The sequence below is a fragment of the Nocardia transvalensis genome (genome assembly GCF_015477765.1).
GTDB lineage: Bacteria > Actinomycetota > Actinomycetes > Mycobacteriales > Mycobacteriaceae > Nocardia > Nocardia transvalensis_A.
On the sequence record NZ_JADLQQ010000007.1, the window covers coordinates 123,325 to 148,420 of the forward strand.

The 25,096-nt window shown below is 66.4% G+C and carries 15 protein-coding genes; 11 read left to right on the top strand and 4 right to left on the bottom strand.

What is annotated here, in order from left to right; translation table 11 throughout:
- The first annotated feature begins 2 nt into the window (after window positions 1-2).
- The 8 genes from IU452_RS21425 (at window position 3) to IU452_RS21460 (ending at window position 17,052) form a co-directional block, all read left to right on the top strand.
- Entirely contained in the window at window positions 3-7,781 is a 7,779-nt protein-coding gene (locus IU452_RS21425) for an amino acid adenylation domain-containing protein (protein ID WP_195110907.1), read from the top strand.
- On the top strand, window positions 7,778-8,830 hold the full coding sequence (locus IU452_RS21430; RefSeq protein WP_195110908.1) for a methyltransferase: 1,053 nt from the start codon (window positions 7,778-7,780) through the stop codon (window positions 8,828-8,830). The genes IU452_RS21425 and IU452_RS21430 overlap by 4 nt, the downstream gene beginning before the upstream one ends.
- Before the next feature lie 296 nt (window positions 8,831-9,126).
- On the top strand, window positions 9,127-11,409 hold the full coding sequence (locus IU452_RS21435) for an alpha/beta hydrolase family protein (RefSeq protein WP_195110909.1): 2,283 nt from the start codon (window positions 9,127-9,129) through the stop codon (window positions 11,407-11,409).
- Window positions 11,373-11,810, top strand: coding sequence for a hypothetical protein (locus IU452_RS21440; RefSeq protein ID WP_195110910.1), 438 nt, complete (start codon window positions 11,373-11,375; stop codon window positions 11,808-11,810). The genes IU452_RS21435 and IU452_RS21440 overlap by 37 nt, the downstream gene beginning before the upstream one ends.
- Window positions 11,811-12,569: 759 nt before the next feature.
- Entirely contained in the window at window positions 12,570-14,000 is a 1,431-nt protein-coding gene (locus IU452_RS21445) for a hypothetical protein (protein WP_195110911.1), read from the top strand.
- 59 nt (window positions 14,001-14,059) lie between these two features.
- Window positions 14,060-14,296 carry an actinodefensin-associated protein B gene (gene adfB, locus IU452_RS39570; RefSeq protein ID WP_416382355.1) on the top strand — a complete coding sequence of 79 codons (237 nt, stop codon included), beginning with the start codon at window positions 14,060-14,062 and terminating at the stop codon, window positions 14,294-14,296.
- Window positions 14,293-15,198 (top strand): hypothetical protein, encoded by a 906-nt coding sequence (locus IU452_RS21455; protein WP_195110913.1) that lies wholly within the window; start codon window positions 14,293-14,295, stop codon window positions 15,196-15,198. The genes adfB and IU452_RS21455 overlap by 4 nt, the downstream gene beginning before the upstream one ends.
- A gap of 21 nt (window positions 15,199-15,219) precedes the next feature.
- Entirely contained in the window at window positions 15,220-17,052 is a 1,833-nt protein-coding gene (locus IU452_RS21460; protein ID WP_195110914.1) for an ABC transporter ATP-binding protein, read from the top strand.
- A 122-nt stretch (window positions 17,053-17,174) separates the two neighbouring features.
- Here the strand turns inward: IU452_RS21460 and IU452_RS21465 are convergent, their stop codons facing one another.
- The 4 genes from IU452_RS21465 to IU452_RS21480 all read right to left on the bottom strand — a co-directional run bounded on the left by IU452_RS21465 (window position 17,175) and on the right by IU452_RS21480 (window position 21,467).
- Window positions 17,175-18,305 carry a phthiocerol/phthiodiolone dimycocerosyl transferase family protein gene (locus IU452_RS21465; RefSeq protein ID WP_195110915.1) on the bottom strand — a complete coding sequence of 377 codons (1,131 nt, stop codon included), beginning with the start codon at window positions 18,303-18,305 and terminating at the stop codon, window positions 17,175-17,177.
- A 495-nt stretch (window positions 18,306-18,800) separates the two neighbouring features.
- Window positions 18,801-20,006 (bottom strand): sensor domain-containing diguanylate cyclase, encoded by a 1,206-nt coding sequence (locus tag IU452_RS21470; RefSeq protein WP_195110916.1) that lies wholly within the window; start codon window positions 20,004-20,006, stop codon window positions 18,801-18,803.
- Between the two features lie 318 nt (window positions 20,007-20,324).
- Window positions 20,325-20,672 (bottom strand): nitroreductase/quinone reductase family protein, encoded by a 348-nt coding sequence (locus IU452_RS39575; RefSeq protein WP_416382347.1) that lies wholly within the window; start codon window positions 20,670-20,672, stop codon window positions 20,325-20,327.
- A 42-nt stretch (window positions 20,673-20,714) separates the two neighbouring features.
- Window positions 20,715-21,467 (bottom strand): SDR family NAD(P)-dependent oxidoreductase, encoded by a 753-nt coding sequence (locus IU452_RS21480; RefSeq protein ID WP_195110918.1) that lies wholly within the window; start codon window positions 21,465-21,467, stop codon window positions 20,715-20,717.
- A 519-nt stretch (window positions 21,468-21,986) separates the two neighbouring features.
- Here IU452_RS21480 and IU452_RS21485 point away from each other — a divergent pair.
- The 3 genes from IU452_RS21485 (at window position 21,987) to IU452_RS21495 (ending at window position 25,054) form a co-directional block, all read left to right on the top strand.
- Window positions 21,987-22,334 carry a dihydrofolate reductase family protein gene (locus tag IU452_RS21485; protein ID WP_324192739.1) on the top strand — a complete coding sequence of 116 codons (348 nt, stop codon included), beginning with the start codon at window positions 21,987-21,989 and terminating at the stop codon, window positions 22,332-22,334.
- Window positions 22,335-23,166: 832 nt separating this feature from the next.
- Window positions 23,167-24,060 (top strand): aldo/keto reductase, encoded by an 894-nt coding sequence (locus IU452_RS21490; protein WP_195110919.1) that lies wholly within the window; start codon window positions 23,167-23,169, stop codon window positions 24,058-24,060.
- Window positions 24,061-24,592: 532 nt separating this feature from the next.
- Complete coding sequence (locus IU452_RS21495) at window positions 24,593-25,054, top strand: tautomerase family protein (protein WP_195110920.1); 462 nt, start codon at window positions 24,593-24,595, stop codon at window positions 25,052-25,054.
- The last annotated feature ends 42 nt before the right edge of the window (window positions 25,055-25,096 follow it).

The window sequence follows — 25,096 nt, forward strand, 5'->3', positions numbered from 1 at the left end:
CCATGACCGCCGCCAAGACGTCCTTCGGCCACGGCGCCGTCGAGGACGTGCTGCCGCTGTCACCGCTGCAGGAAGGTTTCGTCTACCACGCCGGTCACGATCGTGACCGGCCCGGCATGTATGTGATGCAGCAGTCCTTCGTCATCGACGGACCGTTGCGCGTCGACGTGCTGGCCCGCAGCGCCGCCGCGTTGCTGCGCCGCCATCCGAATCTGCGCGTCGGCTTCCACACCGGAAACAACGGCCGGACCGTTCAGGTCGTACACCGAGAAGTACACGGCGCGTGGACGGTTCGGGACATGACCGGCCACTCGGATTCCGAGATCGACCGGGCCCTGCGCGAGGAGCGCATGCGCGGATTCGATCTCGGGCGCCCACCGCTGCTGCGGTTCACCCTGATTTGCTGCGCCCCCGACCGGCATCGGCTGGTGATGACCAACCATCACGCGATCCTCGACGGCTGGTCGGTTCCCCTGCTCACCCGAGAACTGCTCGCCCTCTACGCCGCCGACGGCGATGACGCGTCGCTCGGGACGCCGCCCCGGTACCGCGACTACCTGGCCTGGTTGAACCGGCAGGATCCGGATGCGGCCCTGGACGCCTGGCGCACCGCCCTGGACGGGTTCGAGGAGCCCACGCTGCTGGTGGACCCGCACACCCGCCCCGCACCGGCGACTCCGGTCTCGATGGACCGCGTGCTCACCCCGGTGCTGTCGGCCGCGCTGGCGCGGCTGGCGTCCACGTGCGCGGTCACCCTCAACACCGTAGTGCAGGCGGCGTGGGGAATCGCCCTGGCCCATCGGCTCGATCGCAGCGACGTGGTCACCGGGACAACCGTCATGGGTCGTCCGGCCGACCTACCGGGTGTGGACACGATGATCGGTCTGTTCATCAACACCGTCCCCGCCCGGATCCGCCTCGATCCCGGCGAACCGGTCACCGCTCTGCTGACCCGGCTCCACACCGAGCAGACCCGCCTACAGAACAGCCAGCACGTGAGCCTGACCGATATTCAGCGGGCCACCGGATTCGACGCGCTGTTCGACACCGGCATGGTGTTCGAGAACCTGCCCTCCGATATGGGCGCACCCGCCACCGAGATCGGCGGTCTGCGCATCTCCGCCGAAGGCAGTGCGGGATACGATGAATCGCACTATCCACTCGGCCTGATCGCAGTTCCCGGCGAGCGTTTGCGCCTTCGGGTCAGTCACGATCCGGCCGTCGTCACCGAGTCCGAGGCGGCGCTGCTCCTGGATCGTCTGGAGCGCATCCTGCAGGGATTCGTGACCGATCCGGGGGTGCCCGTCGGTTCGCTGCCCAGCCTGCCGGACCGGCAACGCCGCGAGGTACTCTACACCCTCAACGACGCCCGAAAAGCCTATCCGCCCAGTGCATTTCACCGGCTGTTCGAGGACCGGGCGCGGCGCACCCCCCATGCCGTCGCGCTGGTCGGTGACGACCTGCACGGTCATCGAACCGAACTGACCTACGCGGAACTCGATTCGCGAGCGACCGCACTGGCCGGTGTCCTCGCCGCGCGTGGGGTGGGGTCGGAGACGCTGGTCGCCCTCATGCTGCCGCGCTGTCTCGAGGTGCCGATCGCCATGCTGGCCGTGCATAAGGCCGGTGGCGCCTTCCTGCCGATCGATTGGCAGTACCCGGCCGAGCGGATCGAGTTCATGCTCCGCGATGCCGCGCCCGCGCTCGCGCTGGCCTGCGCGCGGACCGCCGCGTCGGTTCCCGTCCGGCTCCCGACCGTGCTCATCGACGATGACGAGATAGGGCGTACGCCAACGGCTTTCGCCGACCCGGGTGTGCATCCCGACCGTGCTGCCTACCTGATCTACACATCGGGCTCGACCGGCACCCCCAAGGGCGTCGTCGTCACTCACCGAGGGGCCGCCACCTTCGCCGCCGCTACCCGCGACCGGTTGTTTCTCGACCCGGGCAGCCGGGTCCTGCAATTCGCCTCACCCAGCTTCGACGGCATCATCGGTGAGATCGTGCCGACCCTGGCCACCGGGGCCACCCTGGTCATCGCGCCCGCGGATCTGGGCGCAGGCGAGGAGTTGCGGCAGTGGATCGCGCGACAGGGGATCACCCATGCCGTACTGCCGCCGGCCGTGGTCGCCGAGGCCGAGGAGCAGCGGTGGCCGTTGCGCACGCTCGCTCTGGTCGGTGACGCCTGCCCCCGGGAACTGGTGGATGAGTTGGCTTCTCGGCTGACTCTCGTCAACGGCTACGGCCCCACCGAGATGACGGTATCGGTGACGCAGAGCGCCCCACTGTGTGCGGATGCGCAGACACCGCCGATCGGTCGGCCGCTCGACGACGTGCGCGTCTATCTCCTCGACCGGTGGCTGCAACCGGTCGCTCGTGGCGAGATCGGCGAGGTGTACGCGGGCGGGCCGGGAATTGCCCGCGGCTATCACCGCCAGCCCGGCCGGACGGCCGCGCGCTTCGTGGCCGACCCGTACGGCGATCCCGGCGAAAGGCTGTACCGCACGGGCGATCTTGCGCGCTGGCGGCCCGACGGCCAGCTGGAGTTCGTGGCCCGCGCCGACGGCCAGATCAAGATCCGTGGCTTCCGCGTCGATCCGCGCGAGATCGAGGCCGTGCTCGTCACGCGCCCCGACGTCGAACGCGCCCTCATGGTGGCGGCCGATCGTGACGGCGGGGATCAGCGCCTGCTGGCCTATGTGGTGGCCGCCGCCGGTGCCGCCCCCGACCCCGCCGCGCTGCGCGATCTGGTCGCAGCCCGCCTGCCCAGCTATATGACACCGGCCGCCGTCACGGTGCTCGACCGCTTCCCGTTGACCGCCAACGGCAAGATCGACCGGGCGGCCCTGCCGGTGCCGGATCGTCGAGTGCTCGGGCAGGGGCGCGCGGCCCGCAACCATACCGAGGAGATCCTCTGCGGCATTGTCGCCGAGCTGCTCGGTCTCGACCACGTCCGTATCGATGACGACTTCTTCGATCTGGGCGGGCATTCGCTGCTGGCGGCTCGGCTGGTGAGCCGGGTGCGCCGAGTCTTCGGTGTTGAACTGCCCGTGCGGGAGGTCTTCGGCGGGCGCACCCCGGCCCGCATCGCCGCCGCCGTCGCCGCGAGCGGACGCGCGCACCGACGTGTGCGGCGCCATCCGGACCGACCGGCGGTGGTCCCGATGTCCTCTGCGCAGCAACGACTGTGGCTGATCAGCCGCGTCGACGGGGCAGGCAGCGCCTACAACATCCCGCTGCTGCTGAGGCTGGACGGCGATCTCGACCTCGCCGCACTCGCCGCAGCCCTGCGCGACGTGGTGGCCCGCCACGAGACACTGCGCACCGTCTACGGCCAGGACGACACGCTGACCTGGCAGCGGGTGCTCGACGCGACCCATGCGCGGGTGACCGCGGCCACCGACATCCCGGTGCTCACCAGCTCACCCGAATCGCTCACCGACGACCTGCATCGCGTCGTGGCCACACCGTTCGATCTCGAGCGCGAAGCGCCGCTGCGTGCCCGACTGTTCGATGTCGACGGCGCTCGGCTGCTGTTGCTGGTCGTGCACCACATCGCCTGCGACGGATGGTCGTTGGGTCCGCTGATGAACGATCTGGCCCGCAGCTACACCGCCCGCCGCTCCGGGACGGCCCCGGTACTGCCCGACCTCGAGGTGCGCTACACCGACTATGCGCTCTGGCAGCGCAACGTGCTCGGCGCGCCCGACGATCCCTCCTCGACATTCGGTGCGCACCTGCGGTTCTGGCGGCGGTTCCTGGACGGGGCGCCGGACGAGACGATCCTGCCGGCCGATCGCCCGCGCCCGATCGCGCCATCCCATCGCGGCGCCAGCCTCGATGTCGAGTTCGCCGACGATCTCCCGGATGCGTTGCGCGCGACCGCTTCCCGTCATCAGGCCAGCGTCTTCATGCTGCTGCACCTCGCCGTCGCGGTCGTGCTGTCGAAATTCGGGGCCGGTGACGACATCGTGGTCGGTACACCGGTGGCCGGGCGCACCGACGAGGCCCTGGAGGGGCTGGTCGGATTCTTCGTGAACACGGTCGTGCTGCGCGCCGCCGTGCCCGGCGATCGGACTGTGGCCGAGGCGATCTCCGGTATTCGCGATGCGGACCTGGCGGCCTACGCACACCAGGATCTGCCGTTCGAGAATCTGGTCGACGCGCTCGATCCGGTGCGGGCGACCAACCGGCATCCGCTGTTCCAGGTGATGCTGAGCCTCGACGCCGCGACCGGGCACGATGTCGCTGCCCGGATCGTCGATGACACCGGCTTGCGGGTCACAGTCGAACCGGTCCGACCGCCGACGGCCCGTTTCGATCTCAGCTTCGCGTTTGCCGAACAGCGCGACGCCGACGGTCGCCCGCGACTGCGACTGGTGCTGAACTACAACACCGATCTGTTCGACCGCTCCACCGCCGACGCGCTCGGCGCGGCACTGGTGCGGATGCTCGCGGCCGTCGTGCGCGATCCGGACGCACGGTTGCGGGATCTGCCCGTGGACGACGCGGCCCAGCGATCGACGATGCTCGAGCGGTGGAACGCCACAGACCCGCGTCCGGGCCCGCGGACCCTGGTCGACCTTGTGGCACAACAGGTTCGTGCACATCCGGACCGACCGGCGGTATCGGATGCGAGTGCGCTGCTCACCTACGCCGAACTCGACCGGCGGGCCAACCGGCTGGCCAACCACCTGGCGCGGCACGTCCGCCCGGGCGAGGTGGTCGGGGTCGCGGTGCCGCGGTCGGTCGACTGGGTGGTTGCCTTGGTGGCGGTGCTGAAGGCCGGGGCCGCCTTCGCGGTCCTGGATCCCGACTACCCGGCCGAACGCCTGGTGCGCATGATTGTGGTGTCCGAGCCGACGCTGGTCCTCACCACCTGCGCGCTGCTCGAGCGGGTACCCGGCCCGCGCCACCTGGCTATCGACGACCGGGCGACCGTTGCGGCGCTCGACGCCATGCCGGATCACCCACCGGCCGTGCCGCCGATAACTGTGGACCATCCCGCCTACGTCGTGTTCACCTCCGGCTCCACCGGGGAACCGAAAGGCATTCTCACCAGCCACCGCGGCCTGCCGGGTCTGGCGCAGGCATGCGCCGACGTGCTCAGCGTCGGATCGGACAGCCGAGTGCTGCAAGCGGTTTCGCCGAGCTTCGACGGAGCGGTCGGTGACCTCGTGCAAGCGCTGGCCTGTGGCGGACATCTCGTACTCGCTCCGCCCGGTCGGCTGCTCGGCGGCGAACTCGCCGAATTCCTTGCCGCACAGCAGATCACGCACCTGTTCTGTCCGCCTGCCGTGCTACAGACGATGCGGCCCGACGAGGTGCCGGACGGCCTCACCATCACCGCCGGAGGCGAGCCGCTGCCTGCGGCCGCTGCCGAGGCGTGGCGCGCACGCCACCGCCTGGTGAACGGCTATGGGCCCAGCGAGACAAGCGTATTCGCGACATTCCAGCCCGTCGGCGCGCACGATCTCGAACGCGGCGTCCCGATCGGCGCGCCCATCACCGGCAAGCGGATCTACATCCTCGACCGCTGGCTGCGTCCGGTGCCGATGGGCGTGACCGGTGAAATCTACATCGGCGGAACCGGTGTCGCGCTGGGATATCTGCGGCGCAGCGGCTTCACCGCCGAACGTTTCGTGGCCGACCCCTTCGGCGCGCCCGGTGCACGGCTGTATCGCACCGGTGACCTGGGCCGCTGGACACCCACCGGGACGATCGATTATGGCGGGCGCACCGACAATCAGGTCAAGGTCCGCGGTTTCCGCATCGAACTCGCCGAGATCGAGCGAGCACTGCTGCGCGATGAAACCGTCGACCGTGCACACGTTCTCGTCCGCGAAGACCGGCCGGGGGACAAGCGCATCGTCGCCTATGTCAGCGCACGGTCCGCTCCGGCGTCGAGCGTCGAAATCCGTGGTCGGCTCGCCCGCACCCTGCCCGCCTTCATGATCCCGTCCGCGATCGTCGAGATCGACCGCTGGCCCCTGACTCCCAACGGGAAGGTGGCGGCCGACCAGCTGCCGTCACCGGCCGAGACGGCCGAGTCAGTGTCGCGCAGACCGCAGACCCCGGCCGAGCAGGTGGTATGCAGCATCTTCGCTGACGTGCTCGGCGTGCCCGAGATGGGAATGGACGACAACTTCTTCGAATACGGCGGGCATTCGCTGCTCGCCGCGGGCCTGGTGAATCGCCTACGTGAGGTGGTGGATCCGGAACTCACCATCCGCGATCTGTTCGATCGCCCTACTCCGGCCGCCATCATGCGGCGCCACACCGGCAGTCCCGGCTCCGCGCGCATGCTGCGACCGCTGCTGCCCCTACGCCCGAGAGGGACGCGTGCGCCGCTGTTCTGCATCCACCCGTTCGCCGGAATCGCCTGGTGCTACGTCGGCCTGGCGCGGGAGATCGACCCGGAGGTCCCGCTGTATCTGCTGCAGGCTCGTGGTCTGGATGGGGCGAGCCCGCTGCCAGCGAGCCTGTCGGAGATGGCCGCCGACTACATCGAGCAGATGAAATCCGTCCAGCCCGAAGGGCCGTACCGCCTGCTGGGGTGGTCCACCGGTGGCGTCATCGCCCAGCACGTGGCCGCGATGCTCACCGAATCGGGTGCCGAGGTCGATGTGGTGGCGATGCTCGACACTCATCCCGCCGACGAGATCGGCGTCGCCGAGGTGACCGAGGCGAATGTGCTTCGACTGCTGCTCGAGCAGGCCGGCGTCGAGGACTCGGAGCTGCTGGACGCGGAACCGACCATCGCCCGGGTCGCGGAGCTGCTGCGCACCTCGGCGTCGATCACGGTGGCCGCCGCCGTCGACGAGACGGCCATCGCGGCGATCGTGCGGGTGTGCCAGAACACCGCGGCCGTGCTGGCCAAGCACAGACCGGTCGCGGCCGACACCGACCTGGTGTACTTCACGGCCGGACGCGGCGAGAGTCCCGAGGTGCCCGGTGTGCGGCGCTGGCACCCATATGTCGCCGGACGCATCAGTGAGCACCTCGTAGCGCACACGCATGCGGAGATGACCTCGGCCGCGGCGCTGGCCGAGATCGGCCCGAGGCTCAACTCCGTCCTCACCGGGCGAGGGCTTCCGTCTGCGCCGGCGGGTCACCGATATGCGGAACTCGTCGAATCAGGCTGCGGCACAGTCGAAGCGGAGGGTCTGGTGCGGGCCCACGGCATCGTGTCCGACTGGCTCGATCGGTATATTTGCGAACCATCCGAGCACCTCGGGCGCAGTGGACCGGTCTGCCCCTTCGTGCGTCCCGCACTCAACAGCCGCAATCTGTCGTTCGTCTACCACCACGGCATCGACGGGACGGACCCGCGGGCGCTCGCGGAGCTGCTGCGGCGCGAGCTGAACCGGTTCCGCAGGAGATCGGCCGAGGCCACCAAATCCGGTGTGTCCCTGGAAAGTGCGCTCATTGTGCTGCCCGATCTCGTCCCGGATCGATATCGCGTGCTCGACGAGATATACCCGCAGTTGAAGGAGTACGCCGTCGACAACGGGCTGATGGTCGGTCAGTTCCATCCGGTCTGCGACGAACCGGCCGTGCGGAACCCGATCTTCCCGATCTCCCGCTCGCCGCTGCCGCTGGTCGCGGTCCGGCTGATGGCGCCGCACGACATTCTGTTCCTCACCGACAGCAGGCATTGGTTCGACAAATACCACAAGCGGTTCGCATCGCATTTCCGGTCCGGAAAGGTCCGCGACGAGCTGATGCTGGCGCTGTACGAGCGGGCGGTCGGCCGATACGGACAGGGAGACGACCGATGACGATCGAGCTGAGCTACGACCCCGCGTCCGATCGGCGGGCGAGCGACCCGATTCGGATGCGGCGCATGCTGTACGGCCCGCTGCTGTCGCGAGCGCTGTGTGCGGTCGCCGAACTCGGAATTCCCACCCTGCTGGCGGCGGGGGAGGCGACGGTCGCGGAGTTGGCCGCCCGCACCGGCTCCGACGCGTCGGTGCTCGGCACCGTGTTGCGCAGCCTCACCGCCTTCGAGGTATTCAGCGAACCCGCCCCCGGTCGGTTCGCACTCACCTCGCTCGGTGCGACCCTGTTGCCCGGCAGCCCCGGCAGCGCACTGCCCACCGCCCTGCTGGCCGCCGGTGAGATCGGCGCGGCATGGAACGAGCTGGCGACCACCGTGCGCACCGGCCAGCCCGCCTTCGATCACGTCCACGGCACCGACTTCTTCTCGTATGCCAGTGCGCACCGGCGGTTTCGGGAGATCTTCGATGCCTCCCAAGTGGCGGGGATGCATCTGGAGCTGGGAAACCTACTGCGCGCCATGGATTTTGATGCCTATCACACAATCGTTGATGTGGGTGGCGGTGACGGCGCGCTGGTAGAGGCGATCCTCGATGCGTATGCCGGTCCGCGCGCGGTGCTGTTCGATCTTCCGTCGGTCGTAGCCGCGGCGCGCAAGCGGCTGGCAGGCCGTCCGTCTGCGGCCAGAATTCGCTGTGTCGCCGGAGATTTCGACGCGGGAGTGCCGCCGGATGCCGATTTGTATCTCCTGCGGCACATCATGCACGACTGGTCGGATGATCGGTGCGTGGCGATCCTGCGCCGGTGCCGTGCGGCGATGATCCCGGGCGGCCGGGTGATGATCGTCGACCGAATGGCGGCACGTACCGCCAGTGGCGGTGAGGAAGCGCAGATCACCGCCCTCATGACCCTGTACATGCTCACGGTCGTCCAGGGCCGCGAACGCACCCGCGAGGAATTCACGACCCTGCTGAATCGCGCCGGGCTAGTGATGGATTCGGTGACACCGATAGCGGGGGACACCGTCGTCCTGGTCGCGAGTTCGACCTGACGACCAGTTCGACCTTGCCGGTTGTCCTGGCTCCCGACGGGGCCGTGTGGAATATTCTGCCTGCCCCTGACTCGGTCGCTGTACCGGAGATCGCCGCCGCCTCGCTGGAAGTTCCGGCATGGTGTTCCAACTCGTCGACGCGGGTGGTGAGGAACTCCGGCGACAGCTATTCGCTGCGGGCGTCGCGGCGCGTACCCACCGACATCCCGGAAGATCCGTCGAGATCAGCCATGAGCGAACGATGTTGTGGCACAGGGGTATCCGGCCGGATCGAGGGCGGGTAGACTGAGTCGACTATGGAGATCGGCGCGGTGCTCCGGGAACTGGCCGCCGATCTGGACGCGCCGGTCGGAGTCGACTACTCGATCAGCCCGGACGGGCGCCGGGTGGCGATCACCGAGCGGCCGGTAGCCTCGGTCCGGCCGAAAGCACCCATCCTCGTGCTCTACTACGGACCGATCAGCTATGACGTCACTCGCCGGGCGGTGCCTGCGTCGGTCCCTCGCACGGGTCGGCTCGTCGTGTGCGACACCATCGATGGCACACGGTCGATCGAGCAGTTCGACTCGGTCGCGGGGGAACCGGTGTGGAGTGCGGACGGCAGATGGCTGGCCGGTCTGACGCCCGCCGCTGACGAGGGCTACCGGGTATGGGTGCTGGACGCAGCATCCGGCGAACGGTGGATGGTCGGGCCGCGCGTCGGCTTTTCGCTGCTCAGGGCGGTTGCTGACGGGATCGGCCGGGCATGGGACGGGCAGACCCGGATTCCGTTGTGGTGGACCGGTGATGGCGATCTGGTGGTCGCCCGGGACGCGATCGATCGAACAGCCATCGATCCTCGAGACGACATCGTCGCCGAACCGGGACGACCCACAGACCGAACACACGACGGAAGCGAACTCGAATACCACCATGACCTGATGGCCATCGCCGCGGCGGCGCGCGTCGACCTCGTGGCGATGGATCGGAAGACCGGCAGCGAGACACAGGTGCTGCGTGCAGGTTGTGTCGTGGCCGACTGCCAACCGAACCCGGCGGGAACGAGGTTGTTGGCCGGCGTCGCCAATGGCCCCGACGACGTGCGGGAGTTGTTGGCGGGGAAAACGGTTGGCTACGAAGTCTATTCCTTCGCAACCGGCGGTCGGCAGGACGGGCGCGGCGGTATCGAGGTCGGCGGTGTGACCCGTCGGCGTGAACTGGGCCGTCGGCCGGTGGGGGCCATGTGCTGGCCACCGGGCGCGGGTGAGACCGTGCTCGCGGCCGAACGAATCGGAACCGACATAGCCTTCGGCTTCCTGTCGGCCGTCACCGGATTAGAAGTGGCCGAACGGATCACCCTGCCGGGGCCGGTCTCCTCCTGGCTGCCGACACACGCCGGGGTGTTCGCAGCTACCACAGGGAGTGAGACCGCGACGGGCTGCCACGGACGTCTGGTACTCGCCGTCCCCGCATCGCCCCCCAGGACGCTCGAGCTACCGTCAGCCTTGATTCCCAATAGCTGCCGACTGCGCGTCGTACCGTCAGTGGAATCGCTACCAGGCCGGATGATGGTGGCAGTCACAGGCGTCGGGTCGAATGGCGAACGGCTGCTCGCGGTAGACCACAGTGAGCAGTCCACGGCGGTGCAATACCTGCCCGGACCGACCGAAGACGCCGGCCGGGTGGCTTTCGTCGGGGAACGCATGATGCTTGTGGTGCGCTACGGCGCGGAGACGTGGTCACTGGTGCGCTGCGCGCACAACGTTTCGGTCGTCGATGATCGGGTAGTGGTGCATCGGCTCGCGGTACCGGCTCCCCGCGCGGTTCCGAGGTCGGATTGCCGAGCGGATGGACGGCTGTCACCGTGGGTCGGCTATCGCCTGTGCCTGCCATCGCCGGAATCGCTCGACCCGGCCGGAGCATCCCTTCTGGTGGATCTGTGTCCCTTGCCCGAGGATGCGCCGCTGCCGGAGCCGACACCGTCCACGATGCGGTTGCCCCTGCTGAGGCGGTCGGCGCTGGCCGCCGGGCACGCCGTGGCCACTCTCCATCTTCGCCTGCCACTGGGCCGTACGAACCGTTTCGCCGATATTGGGGATCGCCTCGTCGACGGCGTCGCCGCCCTCCGCACCGAGCTGGTCGGCGAGAGGCGAGTGGACCTGGAGCGATCGGCGTTGTGCGGGCACAGTTTCGGCGCGGCCTGTGCGGCGGTGGTGCTGGCGTCGGCCCCAGACTGGTTCCGCTGCGCGATCCTGCGCGCCGGCGCCTACAACCGCACGCTGACCCCGCGCGGCTTCCAGGACGAGCATCGGGATCTATGGCAGGTCCGCGACGTCTACGATGGGTTCACCCTGGCCTACCACGCCCCTTCGATCCGCTGCCCGGTGCTCATCCTGCAGGGCAGTGCGGACATCAACGGCGTCACCGATGCCCTGCAGGCGTGGTCCTTCTACGACACCGTGCTCGCCGCAGGCGGGCATGCCCGAATGGTGCTGCTCTACAACGAAGGCCACGCCTTCACCACTCGCGAAGGTCTGCTCACCGCCGCCCGGGAAGAGCTGACGTGGCTGGACCGCTGGACACGACCACCGCCCCGCTGATCGAAGGAGTCACCGTGCACCTCCTGGACCTCGTCTCGGCTGCCCGTCAGGGCCGCCGCACGGTCCGCCGGGCCCGAAAGACCGGCTATCACACCGAATTCGCCCGACTCACCCGTGCCCGCACCGGGAGAGTCTGCACTCATCCGGTGCACACGGACGTGCAGGTGCTGCGCGCGCTGTGGCGCCTGGGCACCGCCGATCGGCACCCCGACGAAGAACCGATCTTCCTGGCCGCCGCACTGCGCGCACACGGTCGAGACGCCGTGCTGGTCATCGGCCGGGAGACCGCGCCGCCGGACCGGGATGCGCAACACCCGATGTGGGTGACCGTGGACGGTGCGGTGGTATCGACCGGGCTACCGGTCGCCGAGTTGTGCACCTCGCTGGCGACCTTGCCGTAACGACACCCGATGGTGTGATGGCGGACGGCGTGGTTCGTGCCGATCGAACCGCCGGGCAGGTTGCACAACCGGCGATTCTCGATTATGGAAATTGGGCGAGAGATTATTCGGACGGCACAATATCGGCAACTCCCAGAACATTCCGACGATTTCGTTCTATTTTCTTGCGAAGTTGCGCGAGTCGTCCGAAGGGGCCTATCCACTCGATGCAATCGGGGTTACGGTATAAATGCCGGAGGTCAGCGAAGATCAATCCGCTCCGGCGCTCCTCCGGCCGCTGGAGCGGAGAGGGGACGCGCTCATGTCTTCATTGTTGCGGCGTTCGGTCGCTCTGACCGGCGCGCACGCCAGGACGGCCACCGCGACCGTCCTGGGTTACGTCCCACCGCCTCGTGAGCAGGTATGCCGGGGGCACTGTGTGGCGATCAACATTCAGAACGGCGTATGCACAGACCTGCCGGGCCGTGTCGGCTGCGTCCCGGTTGCGGCCTCGTGCCCCGTCGAGTGCACGTGCTGCCCGGTTCCAGGGTGACCGCTCGGTAGGAGTGTTTGAGCGAGCTGCCCGGCACGAAAGTAATATTCGATAAAACTGGGCGTTCAGTAGTTCCTGGGCGCCCAGTCGATCACAATTCGGATTCGACAGTATCAATCACCTCCCACTGCCGATCGCGACGGCTGCGATCGAATGCTCGCCGGAACGAGAATCGGCTGATCGCATTGTGACATTTTGGATGGAGGAAGACGAATGGCAGCCTGTCCATGACATCATTCGACAGTGTTGGTCTCGACAACTCGATAACGGTCGCTGTCGGTCCGCCCGGCCGGCCCGTCCACGACGACGCGCAGACCGGCCGGACGGACAGGAGCGCCGTCGCGTATTGGCGTCGCACCGAGGGCCTTCTGGACGTCGCCGACGATTTGGCTGCGTTCGACCCCGCCGAGCCGGATCGGGCTTGGTACGCCGGCGCAGCCGATGTGGCGCTCTTGGTGGCCATGGCATTGGGTGTTCGATGCCCGCCGTGGCGAACCCATGTGCGCGATGTCGGTCGGATACCGCCCGCGGCCACCGGCTGGTTCTCCTCCGAGGGGGTGGTGATCCGTGCCGATACGAGCCATGTGGATAACCTGGCGAGCCGACCGATGCATGTATCGACAGACCGTTTAACGGAAACCGCGGCGGTGGCGGCACATTTGGCCGACCTCATCCGTGGACTGCCCGACTGGCATGCCCCAGGCGGGGCGATGGTGGCCCACGGTGGCGGTGCGGGTTCGGCTCTGCTGCTGAAGCATCGACCGCCCGCCGCGGAAGGCGGACCGATCACTGTGACCGGATGGTCGGGTGAGGTCGTCGTGCCTGGACGAGGTCGCTGGCCGGTCGAGGAGCTCGCCGCAGAGTTACCGAAGCTGTGGCCTCTGCTGTGGCGCCGCCATTTACCCGCCGCACTGTCGGTGGTGGCCGCAGCGCACGCAGGCGTCGGTGTCGTCATCACCGGACATGACCTGCGCCGATTGCTGTCGGCGTCGCCCGCCGAGTTGGCCATGATGAAACCCGGCCGGTGGTCCGGAGAACCCACCTTCTCCGGCCGCCGCCGACACCCGGCGTACCGCCATGCCGTCGGCGATGGGGCCGGGCCACCGCTCACCGAGCCGGGGCCGTGGGGGTGGTTGACACCCGAAGGTGCCGATCAGGTCGGTGCGCTCCGTGAAGCCAGCGATATCGCATGGTTTCGCTGGGCGGCCCACGCCGGTCAGGCATGCAGAGACCTACTCGCGGTGTGGGCCGACCCCGGTCTGGCCTGGACGATGGAAACCGCACGAAGACTCGGAGTCCAGGTGACGATCCCTGCGTGGCGGCCAGACATTCTGGCGGCCGTATGGGACCTGCCTTTGTCGCTGCGGGCCACGGTAGAGCACGGTCTGATCCGCAACGGTCCGTTGCTGGGCTCGCCCGAGAGCCGGGAACGCGCGGTCGGTGGCGAGCAACGGTGCCGGACCACGGCGGCCGCCTGGGCGGCGAGTCCGGCCGGTGCCGTGGCCCTGGACCGGCTCACCAAGGGGTACCTGGTCGACGCGAAGATGGTGGACGGCACGATGATTCGTAATGCGATCGAGAACTCGTTCATCAGGACCAATCACGCCCTGACTTTGCACCGGTTGACCGTCGTGGACTCGTGGTTGGGAGGACGATGATGAATCAGCCCCCTGCCGCGCACTGGTCAGCAGCCACGGATCGGTCGGCTCGATGGCGAATGGCCGATCACGTCCGCCTGCACCGGCTTCCGTTCGGCGGGTGCGTTCTGGTGGATCTCTCCGATGCGTCCTGTCATGAAATCGTCGATGCCGCCGCAGATCTCCTGACGGTCGGCAGGCTGCCGACCGACGCGACAGACGAGGAACGACAATTCGTGGCGCACTGCATCGCCGCGAACTGGATCCGACTCGAGCCGAGTATCACCGACGCCCCCCATACCCCGGAGCGAGAATGAACCTGAGCATCATCGTGTCGCTGCTGCTGGTGGTCCTGGCAGCTGTCCTGCTCGCCGCCGCGGCGGCCAAGGCCATCGACGCCGGTCGGCACAGACTGGTGTGGCCGGACCCCACGCTCGCGGGCATCCGGATTCCCGCGGGCGCCGTCATCGCAATCGAGGCCGTGGCCGCCGCCTCGGTGCTCCTACTGGCCGCGCTGCCGACGGCCGTGGTGTTGGCGGTTGCCTACGGACTGCTCTCCATTGCCGCGATGCGGCTGCGCGGCCGCACGTGTGGATGTTTCGGATCCCGCTCGTCCGTGGTCGGCCCCGGCCACATCGCCGGAACCGTGCTCGGATGTGGGATCGCTGTGGGCTGCACGGTCGCGGCCACCGGCTGGGGACTGTCCGTCGGGGCGCGCACCGCGGTCCTGGTAGCGCTCACCGCAGCGGTCGTGACCACGATGCGAATCCTCGACGCACGAGCCGACGCTCGGCGACGGGCCGAGGATGCCAGGCTGTGGGAACCGGAGTCGATCGCACGGGCGGTCGGCGTCGTGGTCGTCACCAAGCCCGAATGTCCACACTGCGCCGCTCTGCGAGTCCTGCTGCACGGAATGATCGACGAGCACCTGATGCGCTGGGTGGAACTTCCCGGCTCGCACGAGGCGGGAAGTCCCACCCGCCTCGAGGATGAACAGGAGGGATGGGCCCGGCAGCTGTCCACTTATCAAGACATGACCCAAGGTCTGGTGCCGACCGCCGTCCCCGTCGACTCCGCCGGCCGCCCCGTCACCGGAGCCTACGGTGCCGGTCTGCAGATCCACCGGCTGGTGGAACTGTTCCTGCAGACACGCCATCGGCTCGCGGAGTCATCACCGGACCTGATGACGGCAGGCCGCACCGCCGGATACGCACCCTAGCAGGGAACCGCAGTCCGGCCCATGCCCAGCGAGCAGGTCAAACTGACAAAGGCGCTGCACCAGGGCGCCGCGCATCGGCTGCGGCCACGCACCGTGGTCGCCGTGGTCGCGTTCGCCTGGGGCCTGGCCTGGCAGGCCGATCGACGCCGACTGACGATCGTCGCGGTGCTGGGGATGACGCAGTCCTTCGGTCTCGGTGCGGGGTTGTTGGCCCTGCGTGCTGCGCTCGGTGGCGGCCTGTCCGGCAACATCAGCGGCGTCCGACTGTCCGCAATGGCTGGTGGATTGCTGGTGATGGCGGTGGTCGGTTTGGTGTCCGCTGGCGCCGAACTGGTCTCGACCATGCAGCAACAGGTGCTCGCATTGAAAACCAACGCGCTGGCCTGCGATCGGGTCACAGAGGCGGTTGCCGAGGTCGAATTGCGCACCTTCGAGGTGACATCCTTCCACGACCGGGTGGAACAAGCGGTGTGGGCTGCAAGGGATTTCACCAGTCACCTGGTCGCAATGACGATGATGATGGTGACCACCGCATTGCGGTTGCTCGGCGTGATCGGTGCAGTGGTGATCATGACGTGGTGGTTGTTGCCGGTTTTGGTGGTCGCCACGGTGCCGATGATCCGGGTGGCGCTGCAGCGGCAGCGGGGCGACTTCGCATTGCGCACGAGCCTGCTGGAGAACCGGCGGCTGCGGGACTATCTCCTGCACTTGCTCACCGGTCGAGACACTGCCAAAGAGATTCGTGCGTTCGACCTGTCCGGCACGCTCCGAAGCCGGCTGGCGATGGAGTACGCCACCGCGATCGAGGCCGAGCGTCGATTCTCCTATGCGTTTCTGTGGCGGGAGATCCGCGCCCGAGCGGTGGGAGCGCTCATCGTGGCGGGCGTGGTCGCGGCAGTGCTGGTTCTCGTACAGGCCGGTCAGATCACCGTGGCCACCGCGATCGCCGCGCTCGGCGGCGCGTACCTGCTGTCCGGTCAGCTCACCGCGCTGGCAGGTCTGAGCGGAATGCTCGGCAGCCCGATACTGTTCGTCGAGACGATGCAACGCTTTCTCGGCGATACTCCGACCCGTCCCGCTGTACCGGATCAGGTCGAGCCGTTCACGACACTCGCCGCTGAACACGTCGACTTCAGCTACCCTGCCTCAACTGCTCCGGCCCTGAATGACGTCACCGTCGAGTTGCGGGCCGGGCAGGTGGTGGCCCTCGTGGGCGCCAACGGCTCCGGCAAAACTACGCTGGCCAAGATCCTGACCGGGCTGTACCGGCCCGACGCCGGAACACTGCGGTGGAACGGTGAATTGCTCGCGGACCCGGCGCGCCTCCGGGCAGTGGCCACCGTGTTGTTCCAGGACTTCGCCCGTTACAAGCTCACCGCTGCCGACAACATCGGCCTCGGCCGCCCCGACCATCTCTGCGACCACAGCGGCATCGAACGAGCCGCGAAAACAGCGGGCGCACACGGCTTCCTGGCCGCACTGCCGCGCGGCTACGACACGGTTCTATCCACCGAATTCAGCGACGGCGTCGACCTGTCGACGGGCCAATGGCAGCGACTGGCCTTGGCCCGCGCGTATTTTCGAGACGCCCCCTTCATCGTGCTCGACGAACCCACCGCCGCACTCGACCCCAAGGCCGAGGCCGATCTGTTCGCGCACATTCGCCGGCTCTACCGCGGCCGCACGATGCTGCTGATCACCCACCGATTCGCCAGTATCCGCGACGCCGATCACATCTACGTCATGGACCACGGCCGAATCATCGAGCACGGCACCCACGCCGAACTGATGGCACGAGACGGCACCTACACGGACTTGTTCCTCACCCAAGCCGCCGCCTACCTCGACCCATGAGGGCTCGATCCGGGCCAGTCGTGGTATCCACTCCTACCCAATATGCTCGGCCATCGAGTGGAAGCCGACTACATCATCGAATTGCGGATCACCGCTGGGATCGAATAGCCAAACCAACCCGTTCAGCTCCGGCTGGGCGGGACGGCGATCAGTAGTTCGAGATTTTCGCTCACGATCCTGCGTAGTTCGTTGATCTGGGTGGGCTGATTGTATTGCGCGGAAAATTCCACTTCGATGTTCAGTCGGCCCTGGAAGGTGTACACGAAGAAGCCCACGGTCGGCACCGGGCTGTTCTGGTCGGTGGTGGTGAACAAGCGGAAATCGACGAAGTCGACTCCGCTCGGGATGTCCAGTGCCGGAACAACGCCCGTGTTGGTGATGAAACTTCGAACGAATTCCACCGGCTCGTCGGACGCGACAGGTGCCGAGACGAAATTCAGCAGAACAGCCAGTGCAGCTCCGCTGTCCACACTGGAGCGGATCTGGTGTCTCACCTCTTTGCTGAGGGCGAGCAGGTCCGACTCGGGGTCGCACGCGGTGATGGTGGGAGCGTATCCGAGTGCGTTGGCGGCATCGGTGGGCCGGGCAGGCGGGCGCAAATGCGGGCGCAGGTCGACCGGATGGAACATGAGCATCGGCAGTTGCGGCGTCCCGGTGGCACCGACGTTGGCGGGCTCGGGGGTCATCGCGCGTTCGGCCCGAATGATCGCCGCACTCAGCAGCGCATGCACTGTCGTCTCCTCCGCGTGGGCATATCGGAGCAGCGCGTCGGTCTCGCGGTCGGACAAGGTGATCCGCTCCCCAGGAGCGAGCCGAAAACCCGTTCCTTCAGGCGACACGCTCGTGGGGAGACCGGAAACAGGACCGGGATCCCGCACATCCAGGCGGGGGAGGACCACTCCGCGCTCGGCATACAGGTCCTCGATGCCGCGTGGGTAGCATGGCGTGAGGTCCGGCAGCGGCGTCTTCCCGTCGAGTGCTGCGGCAATCTGCCAGAAGTCCCGCAACACCGCGAAGATCATCGCGCCGTCGCCCAACGCATGACAGATGTGTAATGCGACGGCTGTGACCTCACCGTCGCGTACGACCTCGAGCTTGGCCAGCGCACGGGTGGGATCGAGAGCCGCGGAGCCTCGAGCCAGCCATGCCGAAATGGGGCTGTCGACGAGTTCAACTGCCGCCACGCGACTGCCCGAGTCGGGAATGCGCACATACCATTCATCGGCGTCATACTCGGCGCGTCCGCTGAGCATCGGATACTTCTTACACAGCATTTCGAATGCTCGCTGCAACAACGAGACATCGACCTCTCCGGTGCAGATTGTTGTGCAACACGCCGAAATTTTGGCCATCACGAAACTGCGATCGATGGCACCTAACCGGAATAGCATCAATAACCCTCCTTGGCGTGTCAGGTGGCTTCGCGGGGGCGTCCAGCTTGCGCAATAGTGCAGCCTTACTCTTTGCGCCGTTTATTCGTTTCACCGGCTCGCCTCCGGCAACCAGGACGAGTGTGGGAATCGCTTTAATCTGGGAGGATGCGGTGGTCACGGGGTTGCGAAGAAGGCTACTGAAACGCTGGTCGGAAGGAGTGCATCGTTCATCTCCGTTGCTTCGATCACAGACCTTCCTTTCCACCCCAACTAAGCGTGAATGTGCGCGAATTTGAGCATACTCGTAAACGTTGACCTTGAATATAACTTCCCTCACAATCGCCGAGTGGCTGGCGCGGACCGCGCGGCGGCACCTCACCCTGCGCTTATCTTTTGCGTTGAAGCTTTCGCCATCACGATGGTGTTGCCGCCCAGTCGTTTCGCCCGGTACATGGCGACGTCAGCGCGTTCGATGAGATCGCCCACCGTCCGATACGCCTCGCGCTCTTCTGCGCCGCTGTCGTCGGCGATCACGACACCGATGCTGGCCGTGATCGCAACCGGCTCGGCGGGTTCGGCAATTGCGCAGCGTAGCCGCTCGGCAACCGTGCCCGCAGTAGCCGTCGACAGCCTGTCCAGGATGGCAAACTCCTCCCCTCCGATGCGGGCAACGACGGCACGGGGTGAGGCAGCGGCGCGAAGTCGGGCGGCGGTGGTCACCAGGACCCTGTCGCCAGCAGGGTGGCCGAACGTGTCATTGACTGATTTGAAGTGATCCAAGTCGATGACCATGGCGCAGATCGACTCCCTCTCGGCGCCGCGGAACGACGTGGACGAGTGGTATTCGAGCCCACGGCGACTCAACAGCTTGGTCAAGGGGTCCGACAGCATTTCGGTTCGCAGCACCCAATAGCAGAACTGCAGCCCAGGAAGCACGACGAGAACGACTGTGTTCGCCACCAGGATCAGTGCGACCGCCCCGTAGATATAGCCGTGCGCAAAAAGTGGGACTGCGAACGCGGCGATTGACGACGATGACCAAACTCCGTGCGCAGCAAGGACTTTCGGGCTATGGAAGAACGCGACGTACAGCCCCAGGGTCATCAATACCACGATGCCGATCGAGCGGCTGATTGCATCCTCGTCCGCACACCAGGCACTGGTGATCGCCACATCAGCAGCCGCAATGAGTCCGATCGATTCTGTCGCTCGCGGCCACGGAAGCAATAGCCACCGGAGTCCCCACAGCGCTGCCGCGACCGCGACACCACCCGCTACTACCCGCTCGACAGTCCCGTGCAATTCGGGTGACTGCACGGTAGCGAGCGCCACGGCGGACACCGTGGCACCGCCGCATGCCATAACGGCTCTCACCCACCCCAGGGCCGAGTTCAACGCGAGCGTGGTTACCAGCCAGCGATAATTGACCCTGCCTTGCCACCACGATCGAAGAAGCCGCAGGTCGACACCCAGGCCGGAGGCGCCTACATCGATCGGCGCAGACATTTTGGCGTACGCCCTGTCGCCATGCGGGTTGTTGCGAAATCGCGAATCATTTTGCGCATAGCTCTGGCCTTCCATTCGACCCTGCCGTATCGAATCCGACCTCTATCCTGTAAGGGAGATTATCAGATCAGGTGTCACCCTCCAACTGTTCGCATAGGCGGTGAGGAACCGCTTCGACGCCTGCGGTCCGGACCGGAGCTCGAGCTACTGTCAGCAATCATCGTGAGTGAGACCGCCTGTGACGCGGCACGACTTTGCTTTCCGGAAGCCGCGCACCGGAATTCGACGTTCCGCCAGGGCTTGGTAGTCTCAATAGAATGGTCGATCCATGGCCAAGGTGGGCCATGTGCTCGTATTCGGCGCTGTCGAGCACTGCCGGTGCGGACCAGTAGGTCACCTCACGCGAGCGCACCAACAGGAGCGGATTGGCGCCGCGATCGGTGAGGTGACGGACCAGGCCGGATGCTTCGACGCTCCCGCGAACGAGGCGCCCACGATCCTGTGTCCGTCGGCATCGCGCCAGAACGGCAACGCCACCTTGCGTAGCTTACCGCTCCTGCGTCCAACGGTGTGCAGCAGGACCAGTGCAGCTCCGAGGTGAGATTCGCCCAATATGGCGATGCCGTCATGCTGACCCGCAATCTCTACGCCTCCTTCCTCCTGATATTGCTCCAAATGCTGACGGCTGCACCAATTGCAGTCCGCAATCCAGATCTGCCGAGAACGATCTAGAGGCAGCATTCAAAGTTCAGCTCGAACCACTGATCAGGTGAACTCGAGGTGCTATGCCATCGGAAGCACTGGGTCCGGTATGGTAGTTTCGAACTTTTTTCCGGTGGTGGCGAGTCGATAGAGGATTTCGCCGACCTGAATGGCGGTGATCTTGATCGGATTCTCTGCCACCGTAGCTTTGACCTGGTCGGGTATGTCGCCTCGGGCAGCTTCGATAGCCGGATCGGAAATGATGGGCGGCAACGCAATAGGCACGTAGGCCACGAATATCCCGTCTTGTTTCAACTCGGTATGCAGGTGCTGTGCGTACATCCGCAGTGCCGCGTTTGGGGCGCCCATGGCAGCCGTGTTCGGATGCGGGGTCTCGCCTGAGGTTCCGCTGGTAAACAAGAGGGCCCCACTGCCGCGGGCCCGCATCGACCCGAGCACGGCCCGCGTCGCCGCGACGGCGCCGAGAAGGCGAACGTCGATGAATTCCCTCATGAGAGCCGGGGAAATGTCCGCGGCTGGTAGGAACCCTCGCGCCAGCGGCCCGGGCACCCCGTACTGCAAAACGTCGACCGGCCCGAGCGTCTCGGACAGCAACTCCAACGCGGTCGTCAGGGACGTCTCGTCGTCGGCGTCTCCCCGGAAGCCGTCGGCGTCTATTCCCGCGGCTCTCAGCGAGTCGACCATGTCTGCCAACTTGTTCGCGGTGCGTGCCACTAAGCCGACCTTGTAACCGCGGCGGCCAAAAGCCCTCGCCACCTCGAAGCCGACGCCAGGTCCTGCGCCCACGACCGCCACAACCTGTTGGTCTGTCATCGTCTCACTTCTTCCGTGTCGCCCGAGTCGTCGCGGATCGACTGCGAGTGGCTAGTGGATTGATCGAGCGAAGGTCGACTGATGTCACGGTTCATTTCCTTATGGTCGACGCCCATGGCCTTGTTTCTTCGGTTCAAAACTGAGCATACTCGAACTTGAATTTGCTCGCCTCAGGCGCGAGAGTGTCATACGCCACAGGGCCAGGGCGTGTGCGCTGGCCACGCTGGCTCCCACTCCTCGGACGAGACGGTCGGCTGCAGCATCACGGGTTTCCTCGTTACCCCACCGCGCGGCCGATGAGTTTGTGGCTCCCGGCCGGTCAAAGCTCGTGACACCCTAGGAAAGGACAGGGGTGGCCTGGGTTCTGGAGCCTCGAAGGCCCGGCGTACCTCGCATGGCTCGGCGAGCAACCCGAGACCACCCACCTGCTTCGCCGCCGGCGAGGCCCCGGACGGTCAAGACGAGTTCAGGCCCGAAGAAGAGGCGTCGGTCGACGGGCTCACGCGAGCGGCCAAGGTGGTGTTCTCCTCCTCCCTCGAGGAGCCACTGACGTGGGCCAACTCCACGCTCGTCCGCGACGACGCCGTCGAGGTGGTCCGCGCCATGAAGTCGAGCGGCTCGGGGCTGCTCACCACGATCGGCAGCCTGAGCCTGTGCCGGTCCCTGCTACGAGCCGGACTCGTCGACCGATTTCGGGTCGTGATGTTCCCGGTGATCACCGGTGCCACGGGCGCAGAACGCATCTACGACGGCTATCCCGACGTTGCCCTCGAGATGATCGAGCACCGCACCTTAGACGGCCGCATCCTGCTGGTCGAGTACAAGCCCCGCGTGCTCGAGCACCCGCCGCTCGGCGCCCCTGCATGAGGTCGCCCGTCCGCCGGTCTGGACCGCCGCCAGGCCCTGGCATCCGGCTCGGCTTTGCACACCGGGCATCGGCGGTGGCTGGACCGAAGCGAAGCTGAACCCAAGCACCCGACGCCCCGTAATGCCGCTGGGCCCCTGCGACCGATCTGGCCTGCCTAGTGAGCATGCGCATTTGCTGCTGAACGGCACTGTTCGCACCGGCGGGTCCTGCGTTCGGCCGAACGTACCGGGGCGGGGAACGTACTCCGGTTAAGTGTCGGCCCTTTCTCTCACACTCGCCGCATGCCTGCCTTGTCCCGCGACCTCGACTTCGCCGATCCGCTCATTTCTGACGGTGATGCGCTCGACCCGTCGGCGGTGGGGGAGCGCTCATCGGCTACGCGCGGGTGTCCACCAAGGGCAGCTGCTCGACCGCCCGGTCCACGCGCTGACCGAGGCGGGATGTCAGAAGATCTTCACTGGCAAGCAATCCTGGAAGAACGCTGAACAACTGGCGACGCCGCGCCTGTCTCCAAACACACTCTGTACCAGCACTTTCCGGGCAGACCGATGTCGAACGTGTGCCGGAGAAGCTGTCCTCGTCGCGGCCAGTGGGTGCTCTATCAGGAGAGGTTCCAGAAGGCGCAACCCGCCCGTTCCAGTGTTGTGCCAACCGCCACACTTGCCCGGCAAGAGATCGCGAGTATACTCAAGATTGAGCACGCTCACGAATTTCTGATGCTGGTGCAGAGCCGCACCCTAGCCATCGGTACCCAGGGGCCGGGTAACAAAGCCAGGCACGACCGTCTGTGCAATATCCGGTTCGACGCACCAACTTCGAACGAAAGGAGCAATGGTGACTCCAGTCGCTGCTTCCGCAGCCGCGAGCGGTGTGATCTCTCTGGGAGATTCCACTGTGCACCGACTGGGTTTCGGTGCAATGCAGCTCGTTGGCCCCTATGCGTGGGGCGAGCCGCCGAGTCGCGAGGAGGCCGTCCGTGTCCTTCGCCGGGCCGTCGAGCTCGGCGTCAACCTCATCGACACGGCCGACTCCTACGGTCCGCACATCAGTGAGGAGTTGATCCGGATCGCCTTGCACCCCTACCCCGACGGACTGGTCATCGCAACGAAGGGCGGCATGATTCGCCCCGGCCCTCTGGCTGCCGGAGTCATCGGCCGGCCGGACTACTTGCGCCAGCAGGTGGAGCTCAGTTTGCGCAGGCTTGGATTGGAACGTATCGAGCTCTACCAACTGCACCGAATCGACCCTACGGTGCCTGTGGAGGAATCCGTTCAGGCACTGGCAGAGATGCAGAGCGAAGGCAAGATCGGCAGTATCGGCCTGTCGGAAGTATCCGTCGATGATATTGAGGTGGCGCGCACAGTGGCCGACATCGCCAGTGTGCAGAACGTGTACAACCTCGTTGATCGCCGACACGAGGCCGTCCTCGAATATTGCGAGCGGGAAGGGATCGCCTTTCTGCCGTGGACTCCGATCGCCACCGGCGAACTCGCACGTCCCGGCGGCATCCTCGACCAGCTCGCACGAGCTTACGAAGCAACGCCAGCGCAGCTCGCATTGTCCTGGCTGCTGCATCGCTCCCCGACGATACTGCCCATCCCGGGGACCCGCTCGATCGAACATCTGGAAGAGAACGTCGCTGCCGCAGCCATCGAGCTATCCGGAGAGCAATTCGAGCGACTGGACCGTGCCGTGGATGCCGGAACAGGCCAAGGAAGAGACTAAGGACATAACCTGCCATTCCTCTGACCGATTTGACCTACCCACGTGGCGCAGTACCAGACTCGGAGCTGGAGGCGCTCGCAGCCCAACTACTGACCGGCGCCCTGGAGGCGGAAGACTCGCCCGACGCGGACGGCTTCCGCTCGGTCGGCGCGGATATACGCCCACGAGATAGCTGACGACAAGCTCCATACCACAGGGTGTTTCGCGCGTTCCGGCTCGACATAGTTCGCCATGACTTTCTCGTCACACCCGAGTACAAGGAGATACTGATCCATTGGGCGACCCGCGCCGTACTCGACGCGGCCAACCTCGGTGTCGAGGCCGCGGATTCGGTGTGGGTCTTGGTCCATGGCGTACCCACGCACGACTGCGGCGTCGCGGTACTGACCGGAACTGACGAAGTTGTGCGCCAAGCGATCTCCGAGCCTTGGAAGGCCTTGCCCGGACGATCTCGACCATAGACAACGAGCCCATTGCGGACCATTGCTCGAAACGCCACCGATCCAACGACACCGACGAGAGAGGAAACGACATGCCTCTGATCACCGTTACCTACCCCGAGGGCGCGCTGCCGGCAGCCGACTTCCCACAGCTGGCCGATCACCTGATCGGGGCCGCCCTGCGCGCGGAGGGGGCACCCGACGCCGAGCCTTTCCGCGACTTCGGCAGCGTCACAGCCGTCGAGCTGCCCAAGGCCAAACTGTTCACCACGGGCCGATTCGCGCAGCGCCCCACCTTCCGCATCGATATCACCTGCCATGACATCTTGGCGTCACCCGGACACGAGCAAGCTCTGATCAAGGAAGTCACCCACGCCGTGCTCAACGCAGCTGGTCTGGGAGAACAAGAAGCCGACTCGGTGTGGGTCTTGTTGCACTGCGTGCCGGAAGGACACTGGGGCGTGGCTGGGCAGGCTGTCGGGCACGACGCTGCCCGACAGGCCGCAGCGGACAAGCATCGGGAACTGTCCGCCGCGGCCGGCGAAGACGCTTAGTGCGGCCAATCGCGTTGTACATCGAGTTCGACTGAGATACGA

Coding starts and splice junctions, on each gene's coding strand:
- IU452_RS21425 (WP_195110907.1), top strand. CDS start 3: ATGACCGCCGCCAAGACGTCCTTCGGCCACGGCGCCGTCGAGGACGTG.
- IU452_RS21480 (WP_195110918.1), bottom strand. CDS start 21,467: ATGACAGACCAACAGGTTGTGGCGGTCGTGGGCGCAGGACCTGGCGTC.
- IU452_RS21455 (WP_195110913.1), top strand. CDS start 14,293: ATGAACCTGAGCATCATCGTGTCGCTGCTGCTGGTGGTCCTGGCAGCT.
- IU452_RS21445 (WP_195110911.1), top strand. CDS start 12,570: ATGACATCATTCGACAGTGTTGGTCTCGACAACTCGATAACGGTCGCT.
- IU452_RS21495 (WP_195110920.1), top strand. CDS start 24,593: ATGCCTCTGATCACCGTTACCTACCCCGAGGGCGCGCTGCCGGCAGCC.
- IU452_RS39575 (WP_416382347.1), bottom strand. CDS start 20,672: ATGCTGCCTCTAGATCGTTCTCGGCAGATCTGGATTGCGGACTGCAAT.
- IU452_RS21465 (WP_195110915.1), bottom strand. CDS start 18,305: ATGCTCAGCGGACGCGCCGAGTATGACGCCGATGAATGGTATGTGCGC.
- adfB (WP_416382355.1), top strand. CDS start 14,060: ATGGCCGATCACGTCCGCCTGCACCGGCTTCCGTTCGGCGGGTGCGTT.
- IU452_RS21435 (WP_195110909.1), top strand. CDS start 9,127: ATGGAGATCGGCGCGGTGCTCCGGGAACTGGCCGCCGATCTGGACGCG.
- IU452_RS21430 (WP_195110908.1), top strand. CDS start 7,778: ATGACGATCGAGCTGAGCTACGACCCCGCGTCCGATCGGCGGGCGAGC.
- IU452_RS21470 (WP_195110916.1), bottom strand. CDS start 20,006: ATGGAAGGCCAGAGCTATGCGCAAAATGATTCGCGATTTCGCAACAAC.
- IU452_RS21460 (WP_195110914.1), top strand. CDS start 15,220: ATGCCCAGCGAGCAGGTCAAACTGACAAAGGCGCTGCACCAGGGCGCC.
- IU452_RS21490 (WP_195110919.1), top strand. CDS start 23,167: ATGGTGACTCCAGTCGCTGCTTCCGCAGCCGCGAGCGGTGTGATCTCT.